Origin of the sequence: Symbiopectobacterium purcellii, assembly GCF_052050035.1 — a bacterium.
GTDB lineage: Bacteria > Pseudomonadota > Gammaproteobacteria > Enterobacterales > Enterobacteriaceae > Symbiopectobacterium > Symbiopectobacterium purcellii_A.
Window position 1 is genome coordinate 4,545,413 of sequence record NZ_CP189882.1, and the last position, 17,227, is coordinate 4,562,639.

Consider the following 17,227-nt stretch of genomic DNA (forward strand, 5'->3'; position numbering starts at 1 on the left):
TTACTCAGACAGCACAATTTCACCTTAGGGCGGAGTGATACCATGACCGAAAAGGCGATATCGAACACCACGCCTCATCACTATTCTGCGGCTGACCAGCGCTTTCACGAAGTGCGACCCAGCGTATACCTGCACATGGGCTGGCGTGAACGGCTTTCGGTACTCAGGCGCCTGTTGTTTACTGCACGATCCCGTATGCCGGAACAGCGTTTGCCTGAAGTCACGCCGAATTGGCGGGAGTTTCTCAAACCTGACACTAAAACCCGCATCATCTGGTTTGGTCACTCCAGTCTGTTACTGAACATGGATGGCGTCACCGTACTGATCGACACGGTATTTTCTGCATCCGCAGCCCCCTTTCCTTTTCGTATCAAACGCTTTCAACCGTCGGTGGTCCCGATGGAAGCCTTACCCGCCATCGATGTGATCGTGCTTTCACATAACCATTACGATTATCTGGACCGCGTGACCATCGATTTCTTCCGCGATAAGAAAAGTCATTTTGTTACCCCGCTCGGCATGGGAAAAACCCTGCAAAAATGGGGGATCGCCGCTGAACGCATTACCGAACGGGCTTGGTATGAGGAATGTGTGTGGAAGACGCTGAAATTAACTGCGGCGCCAGCGCGTCATGCCTCCGGTCGCACCCCCTTCGATCATAACCGTACGCTCTGGTGCTCCTGGGTGCTACAGAGTCCGCATGAAACGCTGTATTACAGCGGGGACTCCGCCTACGATGACCACTTTACGGCCATCAAAGAACGCTTTGGCCCTATCGATCTTGCGTTTGTCGAGAATGGTCAATACAACCGACGCTGGCCCGATTCACACATGACACCGGAACAAACCCTGCAAGCAGTATGCGATCTGGCACCGCGTACCTTTGTTCCTATTCACTGGGGCATGTTTACGCTGTCACTGCATCACTGGACAGAACCGGTACAGCGCAGCTGCGCGTTGGCCGCTCAGAAAGGCATTCAGGTGCTCTGCCCACGTCTGGGAGAAGTGGTGGACAGCCATTCATTATCCACCCCACCGTTATGGTGGATGCCCTTTGTGCCCGAAAAGACCTCGGTTCCCTTCCCACCCGCATCACAAGACACGGCCTACTCGGAAAACGATAGCCCATAGAAAAAAACGGCCCATACACGACGCTAAACCCAAGAAACGGCGTTTATAGGTCAAATATTTAGTGGTTTTGTCGTTTCTTTATCCGTTTGACATTGCCATTTCCGGTTTAAAGTAAATTTTATAGTAAACTGATTTGATTTCAGATTTTAACCTTCCATTTAATAAGGTCTTTTTCTTGGCAAAATAATTACTACGCAGCGGAAGTTTGGCCGATTTTTTTGCGCTGGGCGAAAATGGGCAACCGGTGTATGCATCGGCACTTCAGTTGCGAGAAACTCTACGTTTACGGCGACAACAAACGATCGCTGACTGCCTGGCCATTCCGCAGCCTAATGAAACGGGCGACCGTCTTGATTGGTACGCCCCCAGCGAAGGAAAAGTGCCCTCATGGATGGCCGCGGGCGAAACAGAACGGGAGGCCTCGCTGGAGCAGTTGCAAACCTGCCTGACCACCGTTGCGGCGCTGAGTGAGCGCGCGTTAGCATCAGACAATGCGGCACAGCAACGATTTGGCGCCCTGCTCGCCAAAGCGTTCCAATTCCCCGCGGCAAATTACGTTTATCTGGTCGGTGGCCTCCCCATCATCACCTTTTGGGGTTTTATTAATATTGACCAAAAACCGCGAACCGACGCCTTAGAGTGCCTGCGCGAAGCCTTGCCGGTCATCACGTCACAACCACTGGTCGATCCGATTGCACCGCCTATTGCGCAACCCAACGCTGCCGCCGTCTATGCGGAAACGGCGTCGTTACCGGTTGAGCCAGACAACGAACCCGACGACGCCCCCAAGGTCGCTATTCCTCCTGTGCCGTCCGCATCTCAAGGGAAATCCGCCTTACGCCGCTGGTGGTGGGCTGCACCGGGCGTAGCACTCGCTGGTGCGTTAGTGTGGCAGTTCCGCGCGGGCGCGCCGAGCCAGCCGATAACGGCAGAACCGGTGGTCGCACATACGCCGGAAAAACGCGTGCTGCCTGCTACGGAAAAAGCCAAAGAAGCCGAGACCGTTGCACAAAATGCCACACCGATAGCGCCACCTCCGGTTGCTGCTGAAACACCGCCCGAGGCAGTAAAAGCGCCCGTGGTTGCGCATCCTGAAACTGCGCCGGTGGTGGCTCAGAAACCGGCCCCGACGCCCAGCACGCCACCGGTTGAAACGGTGGTTGCAGAAGTCAAACCGGAAGAAGCCAAACCGGTAGATAAAAATGCGCTGGTGATGCCGATCACCCCAGCGCCTACACGGACAATGAGATTGACAGTCAGGTTTCTCGTGCCCTGACGGTGCTCGGCGATTATATCGCCTGGTTGGGTTTCCAGAAAATACCCGAGGAACAGCGGCCGGAAAGCCGCATCAACCGTGGCCGTAAAATCTTTGCTAAGCCGGAAAAACAGGCCGTCAGTTGGGGCAGCGCCAAAAGATTGACCAAGCTGTCGCTCCCCCCTACCAACAATACGGCGTTTTACGTGTACGATTGGCTGATTGTGCTCAATACGCTGATCCTGCATAATGCCGGGCATTCTGCAGGTCGCGAACTGGATACCGAACAGCGCAAACAGTTGGGTGCCATTCTACAAATTTTCAAACAGACCGCCTCCGGCACAAAATAAGTGATTCGCCCCTGCTCAATGCAGGGGCAAACCTCCCCATATCGCCGCTTACGAATAGTTTTCAATACAGGTCGCATTTATCTCGAGTGTGGCGAGTGATGATGAATGCGGGCTATCGATGATGTAATCACGCAGTCGTGCCAGACTAACGTCATAATCAGACACGCAACATACGGAGTAGTAAAGATTGTTTTCATCTGCCATCGCTGTAACGTAGCGCTCAACAGCGCGCTTGATATCCGATATCGTCATTTCGGGAGCCGACGTCGACGCCTGTATGGTTTTTGCCTGTTCCAGAAGCGGAATACATGCCTCTTTCATCATCAAACTTCTTGGTGCCTGCGTCGACAACACCTCACAGCGCCCGAATTTATTGACGTGGCATTTCAAGATGCTGCACAGCGTCGCGATGCGATCGCCACGTGCCAGCATCGCCATCGCATGGTCCACCAGCTCTTTATATTCAGGATCGCAGGCGATCAAATAGAGGCAATTGGCGGCGGCGATATCCTCAACGGGGCGGCCCTTGACCGACATACTTTGCGGATCGATGCACGCCCTGCCTAAAGCCTGTGACGATGACGTCGGCGGATCAATGATCAGTAGTACGGTAGCCCAACGGTCTCTGTCGTTAGTTGCGCCATTTCCGCCCGTACCGGTAGTGAAATAGTGTTGTTCCGAACTGTAAACAGCCAGTTTTCCCGCCGTTAACCCGGCAAAGTCATCCAGACTGTCGCGGTAGGAAAGGCAACGGTGAACCCCATCAGGCCCGTATTCAATATCGATAACCCGCCAATTTATGTCCTGATATCCATGGCCTTGCAACTGCTTATGAATAAAGGATTCCATCAACAACCCACCAGCACCAAGTGAAATCAGCGTCAACGGCTGATCCCGGTTGGGCATCGTCTGCCGGATATGGTTAACCACCGCGTTGAGGTAACTCACCCGACTGTTCAGCGAGGAGACATCATCATGCTCACACCAGAAGAGCTGGTCCTGAAAACGATACATCAATTGTCCATGTGGACGTAGGTGGGTTTGATTAATGACTGAGGTGGGCGTCAAGGCAGTTTGCTGCCGATCGCGGGAATAGAGGGGTAACAGAGCGATAGATTCGGAAGTCACTGCTGGCAACATGGCGATACTCCGTGGAATTCAGTGGATTACACGATAACAGTTGCCGGGTCAGCCTGCGTTGTAAAATCCGATATCCCACCGCATCAGGCGGTGGGAACCGGTGTCATCATCAAGAAAATGCTCAGGCAAAGAAGCAACTCAACAACCCTACGCCAAGCAGCGCAGAGCTTGCACCGATAACGCGCGGCCACCACACGCTGCGTTTCGCAGCCAGCATGGCATAGCCCAACGCCAGCCCGCCGATGTGTAGCAGCGCAGTCGCGACCACCATCCCTGACAGGGCGACAAAGGAGTGAGACAACTCAGCGCCGTGCGCCAGACCATGAAACAGGGCAAAAGCGCCGACCAGCACTGCGCCAGTGGAAGCTGACAGCTTCAGTTGCATAGCCACCATCAGCCCCAGAACCAACAGCGAAGCCGCAACAATATGTTCAGTCGCTGGCACAACCAGCCCTGTCATGCCAATCAGTGCGCCTACCAGCAACAGGCTGGCAAACGAGAGAGGTGCCAACCACCATTTTTGGGTATTCATGGCACTCCACACGCCGACCAGCGTCATGGCAAACAGGTGATCTAGGCCGGTAAGCGGATGGATAAATCCCTGCATAAAGCCCGTTACGTGGTGCGCCCCCTCATCGGCACCGATATGGGCAAAGGCAGCAACGGGCAAGGCAAATAGTGCAGCAGTAAACAGTACCTTCATTGGGTTATTCATTTTCGATTCCATTAACAGGTTGGGAAGACAGATAGCAACGCAACCGTTTTACCCAATGCAGCGACACCGCATTATGATTTAAATTAATTTTGTATGAACTATGGTTTTTAACACCACCATTAAAACAAATATGGAGATAAAAATAAGTTTATACGAGGCTAACAGCGTTAAATATCGAATATAGCTAAACGACTTAATTTTGATTACATTATTTAAATGAGCTATTCAATTGATTTTAGACGTAAAGTGATATCTACACGGAAAAACGAAGGGTTGAGTATCCGAGAAACAGCGAAGCAATTTCGGATTGGCCCTGCCTCTGTATCGCGTTGGATTAATCAAATAGAGTCAAAAGCATCGACCACGCGTCAGCGAAAGATCGATAAATCCGAGTTGATAAAAGATGTTGAACAATATCCAGATGCTTACCAAAAAGAACGTGCAGAGCGTTTTGGCGTTTGTCAGAAGGCCATTTGGCAAGCGCTTAAAAAGCTGGGATTGACCTATAAAAAAAACTCTACGTCATCCGAAAGCCGACGAAAACGCCCGGCAGGGATTTCAACAAAAAAAACAACAGTATGAAAAAGAAGGTAAACCTATTGTTTTTATTGATGAAAGTGGTTTTTCACACGATGCCCCACGGACTCACGGCTATTCCCCAAAAGGTCAACGGTGTTTTGGCCTGAAGAACTGGGGAGCTAGGGGAAGAACAAATGTTATCGGCGCTTTATTAGGCACAACGCTGTTTGCTATCGGATTATTTGATATCAATATTAACAGCGATGTTTTCTATGCCTGGGTCACACAAGTCCTTATCCCAGTACTCCCTAAAAACAGTGTAATCATGATGGACAATGCCACTTTTCACAAAAAACATAATATTCAACAAGTCATCATCGATGCAGGGTATATGGTGGAGTATTTGCCTACATATTCGCCAGATCTTAACCCAATTGAGCATAAATGCCCCATTCCCAGTCGAAACGCAACAAAACGGTAGGGCATTATGCCGCCTGTAAGTGCGTTAAAAATACCTCATTTGGAGAACGATAACCCAGCGATTTTCGGCCTCGCGTATTGAGCAGGTGTTCGAGTGCTGCAACCTTGCGATGGGTGACATAATTGAAGTCCGTTCCCTTCGGGTAAAAACGCCGTATCAGCCCGTTGGTATGCTCATTCAACCCGCGTTCCCAGGAATGATATGGCCGGGCAAAGTAGACCGGTGCCCCCGTGACTTTTGTAATTTCCCCGTGCTGGGAAAATTCAGAACCGTTGTCAGCAGTCAGGGTTTTAAACTCGCAAAAGGTATTGGCAACGATGTCCCTGAAGGCCGCTACCACTGTCTCTGCTCGCTTGTTGGGCAGTTTGCGAATGATGACCAGCTTGACGGCTTTATCGACCACCGTCAGCAGGAATGATTTCTGATCTTTGCCAAAGATGGTGTCAATCTCGAAATGCCCGGGTTCCTGCTTGAGGTCAGCAACGGCCGGCCGCTGCTCAATGCCAACACGGTTGGGAATAGGACCGCGTTTGTTCTCATCGGTCTGATAGTTATACCGTTTACCCCGATGAGGGAGCTGCTGATACAGCTCACCGCCGGCCCGGCGCTCCTGCAGGATATAGCGATAGAGCGAGTTCTTGCTGACGGACAGGCCAAATTCCAGGACCAGGCGCCCACTGATGACCTCAGGTGAGGTGTGGGTAGACAGCGCCGTTCTGATAACGTCCTGAATGTGCGGTTCAAGCTGGTTAATCACGCTGTCCGGCCGTGTTTTCTGCCGCCGCCCTCTGGCCAACGTTTCGGCCCTTCTGCAGGAATAGACCCCGTTGAAAGCGGCGTCGGTATTGCGTCTGAGTTCCCTGCTGATGGTAGAACGAGGAAGCTCCAGTTCCCGGGCGATGGTGGCCTGGTTAACCCCATCACCACGCCGCTTTTCGATGTAGAACCGTTCTTTGTGAGTCAGATGTTTTCCCTGCATGCAACGGGATCTCCAGTAGGGCCAGAACGGTGATTTTATCCGACTCTGGCCAGTGGGTCACTTTGTTGCGTTTCGAGTGGGAATGGGGCAATGGGCACAAGCAAAAAGCAAAAAAAGAGAGATGGGTTGCGATACAGAGAGTTTGTTCTCAGTCCATATGGTGTAATCAAAATTAAGTCGCTTGGCTATAACGGCGAAGCGCGCATCCTGAGACCACTCCAGGTGGAGTTTACTCTCACTGGCTGCCGACTGAGTCGGAATTCCAGCATGAGACCGCCAGCCATAAAGCGTATTGGCGGGAATGCCTTCCAGGCGGGATATCTGGTAAATAGACTGACTATGCGGCGGCAACATTCTGGCGATCACAGCCGCTTTACGTTCTGGCGAATAGCTTCCCATGAACAGCTTCTCCAGCCCCCTAGATTTTTTTCACTCAGAGGCGACAACTACCCTGACATGGGGGGGCGCTGCCGGACATCAGCGGACTGATTCTCAGTCTGCAAACCCCAACGTTTCATCCCGAGCAGTGGAAACAGAGCATGAAAGTGCTGCACCGCATTTTGCGTCTGCACGGCAAAAAACTGGTGCTGCGTGGATCCCGGAAAAGCGAATTATTCGGCGCATTCAGTCTGGTGGTTGTGCAATCCATTGCCAGGATTGCAGCATCAGCCAGTTGTGCATTCCTTTTACATTAAATGAGCACAAGCTTGATCAGCTCGATAATGTCATTGAAAGGAAAAAACCGATCCAAAAGGGACAAGCACTGTTTAAAGCCGGTGATGAACTGAAATCACTGTACGCGATCCGTTCCGGGACCATTAAAAGTTACACCATCACGAACAGGGTGACGAACAAATTACCGGTTTCCATTTGGCAGGCGATCTGGTGGGTTTCGATGCCATTGGCAATGCCCAGCATCCCAGCTTTGCGCAGGCGTTGGAAACCTCTATGGTGTGTGAAATCCCCTTCGAGACGCTGGACGACCTGTCTGGCAAAATGCCGAATCTGCGCCAGCAGATGATGCGCCTGATGAGCGGTGAGATTCGTAGCGATCAAGACATGATACTGCTACTGTCGAAAAAGAACGCCGAAGAACGTCTGGCTGCATTTATCTACAACCTGTCGCGCCGTTTCGCCCAGCGTGGTTTCTCTCCACGCGAGTTCCGACTGACCATGACTCGCGGTGATATCGGTAACTACTTAGGGCTTACAGTGGAAACCATCAGCGGTTTGCTCGGTCGCTTCCAGAAAGGCGGCATTCTGGCAGTAAAAGGAAAATACATCACCATCAAGAATATCGATGCCCTGTCAGAACTGGCCGGAACCGCACGCGTTAAAGCCTAACCTATTGCCGGGTCATTGTTTTTATTTTATTGATCCGGCGCTCATCACCAGTTGTTAAAAGCAATTCTCATGAGGTACTCTTAATTACCGGCTGTAAGGTGACAGCTGTTAGGAGGACCTATGGCAACATATCAGAACTTACTGGTAGCTATTGACCCGAATCAGGATGACCAACCTGCGCTGCGACGCGCGGCATACCTGGTTCAGCGGTTAGGCGGTCGTATCAAGGCATTCCTGCCGATTTATGATTTCTCTTACGAAATGACCACCTTGCTCTCGCCAGACGAACGCACGGAAATGCGCCAGGGTGTCATTGAACAGCGGAAAGCGTGGATTGCAGAACAGTGCGCCTACTACATTGAAGCCGGTATCCCCATCGATATCAAAGTGGTATGGCACAATAAACCCTATGTCGCCATTATTCAGGAAGTGATCACTCATCAGCACGATTTGGTGTTGAAAATGGCTCACCAGCACGACAGGCTGGAGGCAGTAATTTTTACCCCGCTGGATTGGCAATTGTTGCGTAAATGCCCCTGCCCGATGTGGATGGTGAAAGACCAACCCTGGCCGGATAATGGCCGTGCGCTGGTCGCCGTTAACATTGCCAGTGAAGATCCTTATCACGATCCGCTCAACATCAAGCTGGTGTCTGAAACGATTGCGCTTGCCAAGCTGGTTGACCAAACCGAAGTCCATCTTGTCGGCGCCTATCCGATTACCCCTATCAATATTGCCATTGAGCTGCCGGATTTCGATCCCGGTGTTTACAATGACGCTATTCGTGGCCAGCATTTGATTGCCATGAAATCCTTACGCCAGAAATTTTCGCTGGATGAACGCCTGACGCATGTCGAAAAAGGGTTACCGGAAGAAGTTATCCCCGACCTGGCGGAACACTTGCAGGCGGGCGTGGTGGTGCTGGGCTCGCTGGGACGCACCGGTCTGTCAGCGGCCTTTATCGGCAACACCGTTGAACACGTTATCGATCACCTTAAATGTGACCTGCTCGCTATCAAACCCAATGATTTTATTTCCCCTGTCACCCTCGATGACGAAGGTGAAGATACCAAAGCCTAGCGCTTCAAGGTTATAATCTGTTTCTCTGGACGAAATCGACCTGACGGCCGATTTCGTTTTTTTATGCGCTCGCAACCGTCATCTGGCACGTTGTGGCGCAATCTCGTTTATGTTGCCAAACGGTTTAGCGCATTTTCTCGTTTATGCTTGTCTTAGAGAGGACGATTTAACACGCTATTGATACAGGAGACCGACCATGGACGTTCAGCAAATCCTACATGCCATGACGCTGGAAGAAAAAATAGGGCAAAAAATCATGCTGGATTTTCGCCTCTGGCAGCAGCAGGACATGATCGAACCCAACGGGGTCATCGCAAACCTGCTACGCGTCAACCACATCGGTGGCGTGATTCTTTTTGCCAACAATTTGAAAAACAAAGCGCAAATTAAGACACTCACCTCCTGGTACGCCTCGTTGGAAACCCTTTCTGGCGTTCGGCTGTTTATTGGCACTGACAATGAAGGCGGAAATGTATTTCGCTTGCCGCGCGATCAGTATGCCCCGTTTTCAGGCAACATGGCGCTGGCAGCGGCCGTTACCGGCGGCGGAGATAGCCAACTGGCCTACGCGCAGGGCGTGCATATGGGGCACGATCTGAGGACGTTGAACATCAATACCAACTTTGCCCCGGTGGTTGACGTTAACAGCAACCCGCTCAACCCGGTGATTAATGTGCGCAGTTTTAGCGATGACGTCGCGACCGTCACGACACTGGCTGAAAAAGTCTCGGCAGGCATGCAGCAACAAGGTGTAATGACGGCCTATAAACATTTTCCCGGGCACGGAGATACTTCCACCGATTCCCATACCTCTCTGCCACGGGTTAATCGCTCGCGCCATGATGCTTTCGCCATCGATATCGCCCCCTTTGCGCAAGCCATTGAACACGGGCCTGCACCCGATATGATCATGACTGCGCATATTCAGTACCCCGCGCTGGATAACAGTCATATCACGACCTGCAACGGCGAAAGCATCATTGTGCCAGCAACCATGTCGCGAGAAATACAGAGCAACCTGCTGCGCCAGCAGTTGCATTATCAGGGCGTCACTATCACCGATGCGTTAGACATGGGTGCAATTGCCGACCACTTCACGCAACAAGACGCACTGGATGCGGTGTTTAGGGCTGGGGTAGATATCGCGCTAATGCCGGTCAGCATAACCACGCCCGAACAGGGCGCAGCACTATCGGCCTTGATTAACCGCATTGTTGAGAAAGTGAAACAGGGTGACTACAGTGAGGCGGAAATCAACGCATCCGTAGCGCGTATCCTCACGCTGAAACAGCACTACCACCTGCTGGGCAACACCAGTGCTCCCGCAGTCACTCCGCCCAACGACGATACCGAAGCGCTGATTGCCGATCGTTCGATCACCGCCGTGGTTAATCACCGTGCCACGCTACCGTTGCTGGAAAAAAACTTACGCTACTTTATCCTGACCCCCTGGATGGAGCAGGCAGACGGCATCAAAATAATGATGGATCAATACGGCTACGCTCACGTTGATGTCGCCAAGGAATCGCAGTTAACCGACAAAGAAATTCGCCAGCGGATAGCACACTGTGATGTGTTTCTGCTTGGAACCCTCTCGACCCGTTTTACCCCAGTAGAAAAAGACGGTATTGCAACAGCCGAAAACGCGCAGCAAAACGATACCGCGCGTTACCTGGGCTGGTTGCGTTATGCGGGGTCGCTCGCCAAAACACGGGTACATTTGTCACTTCGTGCGCCTTATGACATCGCCCTTTATGCCAATGACGTTGAGGCCTCCGTTGCCAGCTACGCCTATTATGGCTGTGACAACGGTGTGTGGCGTGGAAAATCTATGATAGCGCTGGCAAAAGTGCTGACAGGAAACGCCTCGCCGCAGGGCAAGCTGCCGGTGATGGTGTGGAAAGACTATGACGCGCAAACCAATACGGGCACGGTCGCCTTTCCGCGCGGTTTTGGTTTAAGCTGGTAACGGACAACCAATAAAAAGGGCAGGATATCTCCTGCCCTTCGCAATATACGCTCAGGTCATAAAACTGTTACAACGCTTTCAGGATCGCTTCCACGCTTTCTTTGGCATCGCCAAACAGCATTTGTGTGTTTTCTTTGAAGAACAGCGGGTTCTGCACCCCGGCATAGCCGGTGTTAATGGAACGTTTAAATACAATAACGTTCTGCGCTTTCCACACTTCCAACACAGGCATTCCTGCAATCGGGCTACCCGGATCTTCCTGTGCCGCCGGGTTCACCGTATCGTTAGCACCAATGACCAGCACGGTATCGGTATCGGCGAAATCGTCATTGATCTCGTCCATTTCCAGCACCACATCGTAAGGTACTTTGGCTTCCGCCAGCAGCACGTTCATATGGCCCGGCAAACGCCCGGCGACCGGGTGGATAGCGAAACGCACTTTGATGCCACGCGCGCGCAGTTTAGCCGTGATGTCATGCACCGGATATTGCGCCTGAGCCACCGCCATACCGTATCCCGGCGTAATGATCACCGAACTAGAGTTTTTCAGCAGTTCCGCGACGTCTTCCGCCGACGCTTCGCGGTATTCGCCCACTTCTTCACTGGCACCGGTAGAAGAGCCGTCGGTGCCGAATCCGCCAGCAATGACGCTAAAGAACGAGCGGTTCATCGCCTTACACATGATGTAAGAGAGGATCGCCCCCGAAGAACCGACCAACGCACCGGTAACAATCAGCAGGTCGTTGCTGAGCATAAAACCCGCCGCCGCCGCTGCCCAACCGGAATAGGAGTTCAGCATCGATACCACAACAGGCATGTCAGCCCCACCGATGGATGCCACCAAGTGCCAACCGAACACAAGTGCAATGGCGGTCATGAGCAGCAGCTCAATGCTCTGTCCGGCCACACTGCCCGTATTGACAAACCACAGCAGCAGCAGGAACGACACGACCAGCGCGGCCAGGTTCATCTTATGGCGATGCGGTAACATCAGCGGCTTGGATGAAATAATGCCGCGCAGTTTACCGAAGGCTACCACGGAACCCGTAAAGGTGACCGCACCGATAAAGATGCCAAGGAACACTTCCGTCAGATGGATATTCACCATCACCGGATCGGTGATTTCACCGTGATCCAGGAAACTGTTAAACCCAACCAGTACTGCGGCCATGCCGACAAAGCTGTGCAGAATAGCGACCAGCTCCGGCATTTCCGTCATTTCGACTTTACGCGCCAGGTAGATACCGACTGCGCCACCAATCGCCATCGCAGCGATAATCCAGCCCACGTTTCCGGCATTCGGCCCGAGAATGGTGGCAATCAGCGCAATCGCCATCCCGGTAACGCCAAATATATTGCCCTGGCGTGAAGTTTCATGTTTCGACAGCCCTGCCAGACTGAAAATAAACAAAATAGCGGCAACAATGTATGCAGCTGTAACCAATCCTCCAGACATGTGTTACCCCTTAGTTTTTACGGAACATTTTCAGCATGCGCTGGGTGACGGTGAAACCACCGAATATATTGATGCTGGCGATCAGTACGGCAATGAAGGAGAAGAATGACACCCATCCGCCATGACCGATCTGCAACAGCGCCCCCAACACAATAATGCCCGAAATCGCATTGGTAACGGACATCAGCGGCGTATGCAACGCATGCCTGACGTTCCACACCACGTAGTAGCCCACCACGCACGACAGCGCAAACACGGTGAAATGCGATAAAAACTCTTTCGGAGCCACATTGGCCAGCCAGCCGAACAACAAAATAGCCAGTGCCATAAAGGCGTATTTTTTCCACGGTGAAGCCGGTGCTGCCTCCACTTTTGGCGCAGCAGCGGCCGCCTTGGCCTGTTGCGGTTGGGCAGAAACCTGAATCGGCGGTGCCGGCCAGGTGACGTCTCCTTCTTTCACCACGGTAACACCGCGGATCACCACGTCATCAAAATCAACGGTGATGATGCCGTCTTTCTCTTTGCACAACAGTTTCAGCAAGTTAACCAGGTTAGTGGCATACAACTGTGAGGACTGTGTCGGTAAACGGCTCGGCAAATCGGTGTAACCGATAATTTTCACGCCGTTTTCAGTGACGGTCACTCGATCGGCCACGGTGAGTTCGCAGTTACCACCGGTTTGTGCCGCCAGATCGACAATCACGCTGCCCGGTTTCATGCTCAGCACCATCTCTTTGGTGATAAGGCTCGGTGCCGGTTTGCCGGGGATCAAGGCTGTGGTCACGATAATATCGACATCTTTCGCCTGCGCAGCGAACAGTTCCATTTCCGCTTTGATAAAGGCTTCTGACATCACTTTGGCATAGCCGTCGCCGCTGCCCGCATCTTCTTCAAAATCAAGTTCAAGGAATTCGGCGCCCATACTCTGCACCTGCTCCTTGACCTCCGGGCGGGTGTCGAACGCACGCACGATCGCACCCAGGCTACCTGCCGCACCGACAGCAGCCAGCCCGGCAACGCCCGCACCGATCACCATCACTTTGGCAGGCGGTACTTTACCCGCCGCGGTAATCTGACCGGTGAAGAAGCGGCCAAACTCATGGGCGGCTTCCACAATGGCACGGTAACCGGCGATATTGGCCATGGAGCTCAAGGCATCCAATGATTGAGCGCGAGAAATACGCGGCACGGAATCCATGGCCATCACGGTTACCTGACGCTCTGCCAGTTTTTCCAGCAATGCCGGATTCTGCGCAGGCCAAATAAAGCTTACCAGCGTGCTGCCTGCACGTAACAACGCCGTTTCATCCTCTGACGGCGCGTTAACTTTGAAAATGATATCGGATTGCCAGACATCCGCCGGTTCCGCAATCGCTGCGCCCGCAGCGGCATAAGCGGCATCGTCGAAACTGGCCAATTTGCCCGCGTCACGTTCTACTGAGACCTCGAAGCCGAGTTTCAGCAACTGTTCCACCGTTTTCGGCGTTGCTGCGACACGCGCTTCATTGGCCAACCGTTCTTTTGGTATACCAATACGCATACTGATTCCCTATCGCTTATTTATACGAAGTTTTTATTGTCACCCCACCTGATAACTCGATTGCCCGGCAATGCTTGCGCAACGTTCTGTTATCAACAATCACAAGGCAATTACATATAACCTACTGAAAATGTGATCGATGATCCATATATAAAATCACTTTCCTGCAAATGCTTAGCAAACTTCGGCGAATGGCTCGAATTTAGGAGAAAAGCCGCCGCTATCTCCCCTATTCTTATCATTATCTTCCAAAACGTATTTAGCGGTAATTCACAAAACTTGCTTGTTACAAGGTTGTTATTAGCGACAATCCTTATAAATCTCACTTATCGCACGCAAATTATCATTAATGGGTATTATTCCCTTTTTTGTGCCACGAATGCTTTCCCCCTGACGATACGCCGCCGCCAGACAAAATGCTGAGGCGAACGCGCTGATTACGTGCCATAATCGGCACCACGTTGTGTCATCAGGTGATGACGTTTTATGTCGCAACCTTCCATGCGTCAGGCGAAAGGATTTTTTATGAAGCTGAAGACCCGCGTTATCGCGTCTATCCTCCTCTCTCTCGCGGCTTTTTCTGCCCATGCGGCACAAGAATTGACACCCGAGCAGGCTGCTGCGGTAAAACCGTTCGATCGAATTTCGTTTAATGGCCGTTTTGACGCCATTTTTGACGCGGTGGCTGAAGCGTCAAAACGTGCTGACAAAGCCGGTGCTGATGCGTTTTACATTCAGGCGATCAACGAACAAAACCGAGGCAACAGTCAAACGGTTTATGTCGACCTGTACCATAAAGAGGCACCGAAAGCGGATGCCACCCCGGCGCAGCGCACTTTCGATGGCATTCGTGAACTGCCACAACATGATGCTTACCATCTTGAGCCGTTTGATACCGTATCAGTCAGTGGGTATTTCTCTACCCAGCCTGACATCAATGCCGCCATTGCCAAAGCCGCGAAAGAGAAGAATGCAGCATCCTTCTTTATCGTGCGCCAGGTCGATATCAACAGCACTGGCACTAACCAGAAGATCACCGCTTACGTCTATCAGGCCGATGCGCCCAAGCGCGTCGTGCAGAGCACTGATGTTATCCCCGCCGATTCTGATGCAGGTCGCGCTGCGCTCGCCGCGGGTGGTGAAGCGGCGGCGAAAGTGGAAATCTCCGGTGTTGCCATGTCTGGCAGCCCGAGCCGTAACGTGGGTAATTTCTACGAAACGCAGGCATCTAAAGGTGGACGCTATACGGTGAATTTGGCAGATGGCAAAAGTATTCAGGAATTGAACAAGGCCACCGCTGCGCAGATGACCCCCTTCGACTCGATAACCTTCCGTGGCAACTTCAACGGAACGACTGATGTATCAGAAGCCGTGGCAAAACGTGCCGCCGACAAAGGTGCCAAGTACTACCACATTACCAAGCAGTGGTTTAATAAACGCAGCAATATGACCATCAGCGCAGATCTGTATAAATAACAGCGTGCTGGAATTTTTTTTGCTGAAGTGACAGATTCCCGCCAAGGCGGGAATCTGTGTTTAATGGGGATAACGAACAGCGGACAATCAGTTGTTGGTATCCAGTTCAGGGAACTGTTTGACCAGGTCATCAATTGCTTTCATTTGCTGCAATAAGGGCTCCAGTTTATTCAACGGCAATGCAGACGGGCCATCGCATTTCGCGTTAGCTGGGTCCGGATGCGCTTCAATAAACAACCCAGCCAGCCCGACCGCCATACCAGCACGAGCCAACTCAGTAACCTGACCACGACGACCGCCGGAGGCAGCACCGAACGGATCGCGACACTGCAAGGCGTGAGTCACGTCAAAAATCACCGGGCAGCCACCAGACACCTGCTTCATGACATTGAAACCCAACATATCCACAACCAGGTTGTCATAACCAAAATTGCTGCCACGATCGCACAAAATAACCTGCTCGTTGCCACCTTCCTTGAACTTGTCAACGATATTGCCGATTTGTCCCGGGCTGATAAACTGCGGTTTTTTCACGTTGATCACCGCGCCGGTTTTCGCCATAGCCTCTACCAGATCGGTTTGACGGGCCAAAAATGCAGGTAGCTGGATCACATCCACCACGTCGGCGACAGCCTGCGCCTGCTGTGCTTCGTGCACATCGGTTATCACCTTCACACCGAAGGTCTGTTTCAGTTCCTGGAAGATTTTCATGCCCTCTTCCAGACCCGGTCCACGATAAGAGTGAATGGAGGAGCGGTTAGCCTTGTCGAATGAGGCCTTGAACACGTAGGGAATGCCCAGTTTTTGCGTGACAGTGACGTAATGTTCGCAAATACGCATGGCGAGATCGCGCGATTCAAGCACATTCATACCGCCAAACAGGACAAAAGGCGCGTCGTTGGCAACAGGAATATCACCAACCTTGACCACTTTGTTCTTCATGCTGTTACCTTATCGGAGTGATTAACATTAAAAAAATGCTTTAGTGCAATACAATATGTTTTTGCTCTATCGAATGAATTTGCACTTTGATCATTTCGCTGACCGGATCTTCAGGGCATTGCTCCACGAAGTAGCTTAAATCAGACACGGCGATATGGTCACAGTCTAATTGCGCATAGATCAAGCCGCGATCGCGAATTTCATAGGGATCTTCTGGGTCAAATTGCAACACAGCCTCGCTTGCCCGCAGCGCAAGCTCCATCTGCTTCTCTTCCATCAGCGCCACTTTTAACGTATCAAGCAATTTGCGCACAATCAGCACGTTTTCCGCTTCGTCCAGATCCTCATCCATCAGTTGCGTAGACGGGCCAATGTTACCTTTAAGCCACACATCCAGCACATGCTCACTCAGGGTGTCGCCATTCAGCGGATTGATGAGCCACATTTCGTTATCCATCCAGTCGGCGCGCAGGATCAACTGTGTCGGAAAAATCACAGGCATCATGGGGAGATCCAAGGCGTGAGCAATATGCAGAAACACAATCCCCAGCGATACCGGCATCCCCTGACGGGATTCCAGTACCTTATCTAACCACAGCGCATCGGATAAACGGTAAACCCCACCGGCACCGCCAAATCCCCAAGTGCCGTAGAACAACGTCAACAACATCTCTAATTGTTGATCCTGGTCCAGATCGCGGGGAATGGCTTTACGCGCTTCATCGACCAACTGTTGCAGTTTCTTGCGTACATTCAGGTCGGAGAAGTCACTTCGCACTCTCTGTGAAACTAAAATAACACCTTCACTTAACGGCGACTGATTGAATTCAAAATCCGCAATAGAACTCAT

General features: G+C 51.9%; 14 protein-coding genes and 3 pseudogenes. 10 read left to right on the forward strand and 7 right to left on the reverse strand.

The annotated features are described in order from the left end of the window. The first annotated feature begins 42 nt into the window (after positions 1 to 42). From ACQGXV_RS30940 to ACQGXV_RS30950, 3 genes and pseudogenes are all read left to right on the forward strand, one after another. On the forward strand, positions 43 to 1,131 hold the full coding sequence (locus ACQGXV_RS30940; protein WP_440864167.1) for an MBL fold metallo-hydrolase: 1,089 nt from the start codon (positions 43 to 45) through the stop codon (positions 1,129 to 1,131). A 199-nt stretch (positions 1,132 to 1,330) separates the two neighbouring features. Then, a pseudogene (locus ACQGXV_RS30945) lies at positions 1,331 to 2,407 on the forward strand (SrfA family protein); the annotation flags it as partial. Then, a pseudogene (locus ACQGXV_RS30950) lies at positions 2,380 to 2,736 on the forward strand (virulence factor SrfC family protein); the annotation flags it as partial. The pseudogenes ACQGXV_RS30945 and ACQGXV_RS30950, both read left to right, overlap by 28 nt. Positions 2,737 to 2,784: 48 nt before the next feature. Here ACQGXV_RS30950 and ACQGXV_RS30955 read toward each other — a convergent pair. Both ACQGXV_RS30955 and ACQGXV_RS30960 read right to left on the reverse strand, forming a co-directional pair. Next, a complete protein-coding gene (locus tag ACQGXV_RS30955; protein ID WP_440864168.1) occupies positions 2,785 to 3,876 on the reverse strand; it encodes a hypothetical protein in 1,092 nt (363 codons plus the stop codon). Between the two features lie 121 nt (positions 3,877 to 3,997). Then, positions 3,998 to 4,591, reverse strand: a complete 594-nt coding sequence (locus tag ACQGXV_RS30960) for a HupE/UreJ family protein (RefSeq protein ID WP_440864169.1) — start codon at positions 4,589 to 4,591, stop codon at positions 3,998 to 4,000. Between the two features lie 216 nt (positions 4,592 to 4,807). Between ACQGXV_RS30960 and ACQGXV_RS30965 the strand changes: the two genes are divergently transcribed. Both ACQGXV_RS30965 and ACQGXV_RS30970 read left to right on the forward strand, forming a co-directional pair. After that, a complete protein-coding gene (locus tag ACQGXV_RS30965) occupies positions 4,808 to 5,173 on the forward strand; it encodes an IS630 transposase-related protein (protein ID WP_440862584.1) in 366 nt (121 codons plus the stop codon). Then, complete coding sequence (locus tag ACQGXV_RS30970; RefSeq protein WP_440867740.1) at positions 5,097 to 5,591, forward strand: IS630 family transposase; 495 nt, start codon at positions 5,097 to 5,099, stop codon at positions 5,589 to 5,591. Before ACQGXV_RS30965 ends, ACQGXV_RS30970 begins: the two co-directional genes overlap by 77 nt. 4 nt (positions 5,592 to 5,595) lie before the next feature. On the opposite strand, the gene ACQGXV_RS30975 is transcribed toward ACQGXV_RS30970, so the two are convergent. Further along, positions 5,596 to 6,570: an IS30 family transposase gene (locus tag ACQGXV_RS30975; RefSeq protein ID WP_440864170.1), complete on the reverse strand. Its 975-nt coding sequence runs from the start codon at positions 6,568 to 6,570 to the stop codon at positions 5,596 to 5,598. Between the two features lie 539 nt (positions 6,571 to 7,109). Between ACQGXV_RS30975 and ACQGXV_RS30980 the strand changes: the two genes are divergently transcribed. The 4 genes and pseudogenes from ACQGXV_RS30980 to ACQGXV_RS30995 all read left to right on the forward strand — a co-directional run bounded on the left by ACQGXV_RS30980 (position 7,110) and on the right by ACQGXV_RS30995 (position 10,963). Then, complete coding sequence (locus ACQGXV_RS30980; RefSeq protein ID WP_440867844.1) at positions 7,110 to 7,265, forward strand: hypothetical protein; 156 nt, start codon at positions 7,110 to 7,112, stop codon at positions 7,263 to 7,265. Beyond that, positions 7,193 to 7,914: pseudogene (locus ACQGXV_RS30985) on the forward strand (FNR family transcription factor). Before ACQGXV_RS30980 ends, ACQGXV_RS30985 begins: the two are co-directional and overlap by 73 nt. 120 nt (positions 7,915 to 8,034) lie before the next feature. Next, complete coding sequence (uspE, locus tag ACQGXV_RS30990; protein ID WP_440864171.1) at positions 8,035 to 8,994, forward strand: universal stress protein UspE; 960 nt, start codon at positions 8,035 to 8,037, stop codon at positions 8,992 to 8,994. A gap of 223 nt (positions 8,995 to 9,217) precedes the next feature. Then, positions 9,218 to 10,963: a glycoside hydrolase family 3 N-terminal domain-containing protein gene (locus ACQGXV_RS30995; RefSeq protein WP_440864172.1), complete on the forward strand. Its 1,746-nt coding sequence runs from the start codon at positions 9,218 to 9,220 to the stop codon at positions 10,961 to 10,963. A gap of 67 nt (positions 10,964 to 11,030) precedes the next feature. Here the strand turns inward: ACQGXV_RS30995 and pntB are convergent, their stop codons facing one another. Together pntB and pntA are read right to left on the reverse strand one after the other, a co-directional pair. After that, on the reverse strand, positions 11,031 to 12,419 hold the full coding sequence (pntB, locus tag ACQGXV_RS31000) for a Re/Si-specific NAD(P)(+) transhydrogenase subunit beta (RefSeq protein WP_440864173.1): 1,389 nt from the start codon (positions 12,417 to 12,419) through the stop codon (positions 11,031 to 11,033). Between the two features lie 10 nt (positions 12,420 to 12,429). After that, positions 12,430 to 13,959 (reverse strand): Re/Si-specific NAD(P)(+) transhydrogenase subunit alpha, encoded by a 1,530-nt coding sequence (pntA, locus tag ACQGXV_RS31005; protein WP_440864174.1) that lies wholly within the window; start codon positions 13,957 to 13,959, stop codon positions 12,430 to 12,432. Positions 13,960 to 14,484: 525 nt separating this feature from the next. Between pntA and ydgH the strand changes: the two genes are divergently transcribed. Continuing rightward, positions 14,485 to 15,435 carry a DUF1471 family protein YdgH gene (gene ydgH / locus ACQGXV_RS31010; protein WP_440867743.1) on the forward strand — a complete coding sequence of 317 codons (951 nt, stop codon included), beginning with the start codon at positions 14,485 to 14,487 and terminating at the stop codon, positions 15,433 to 15,435. 87 nt (positions 15,436 to 15,522) lie between these two features. Here the strand turns inward: ydgH and kdsA are convergent, their stop codons facing one another. Continuing rightward, positions 15,523 to 16,377 (reverse strand): 3-deoxy-8-phosphooctulonate synthase, encoded by an 855-nt coding sequence (gene kdsA / locus ACQGXV_RS31015; protein WP_440864175.1) that lies wholly within the window; start codon positions 16,375 to 16,377, stop codon positions 15,523 to 15,525. A gap of 40 nt (positions 16,378 to 16,417) precedes the next feature. Further along, complete coding sequence (gene sirB1, locus ACQGXV_RS31020; protein WP_440864176.1) at positions 16,418 to 17,227, reverse strand: invasion regulator SirB1; 810 nt, start codon at positions 17,225 to 17,227, stop codon at positions 16,418 to 16,420.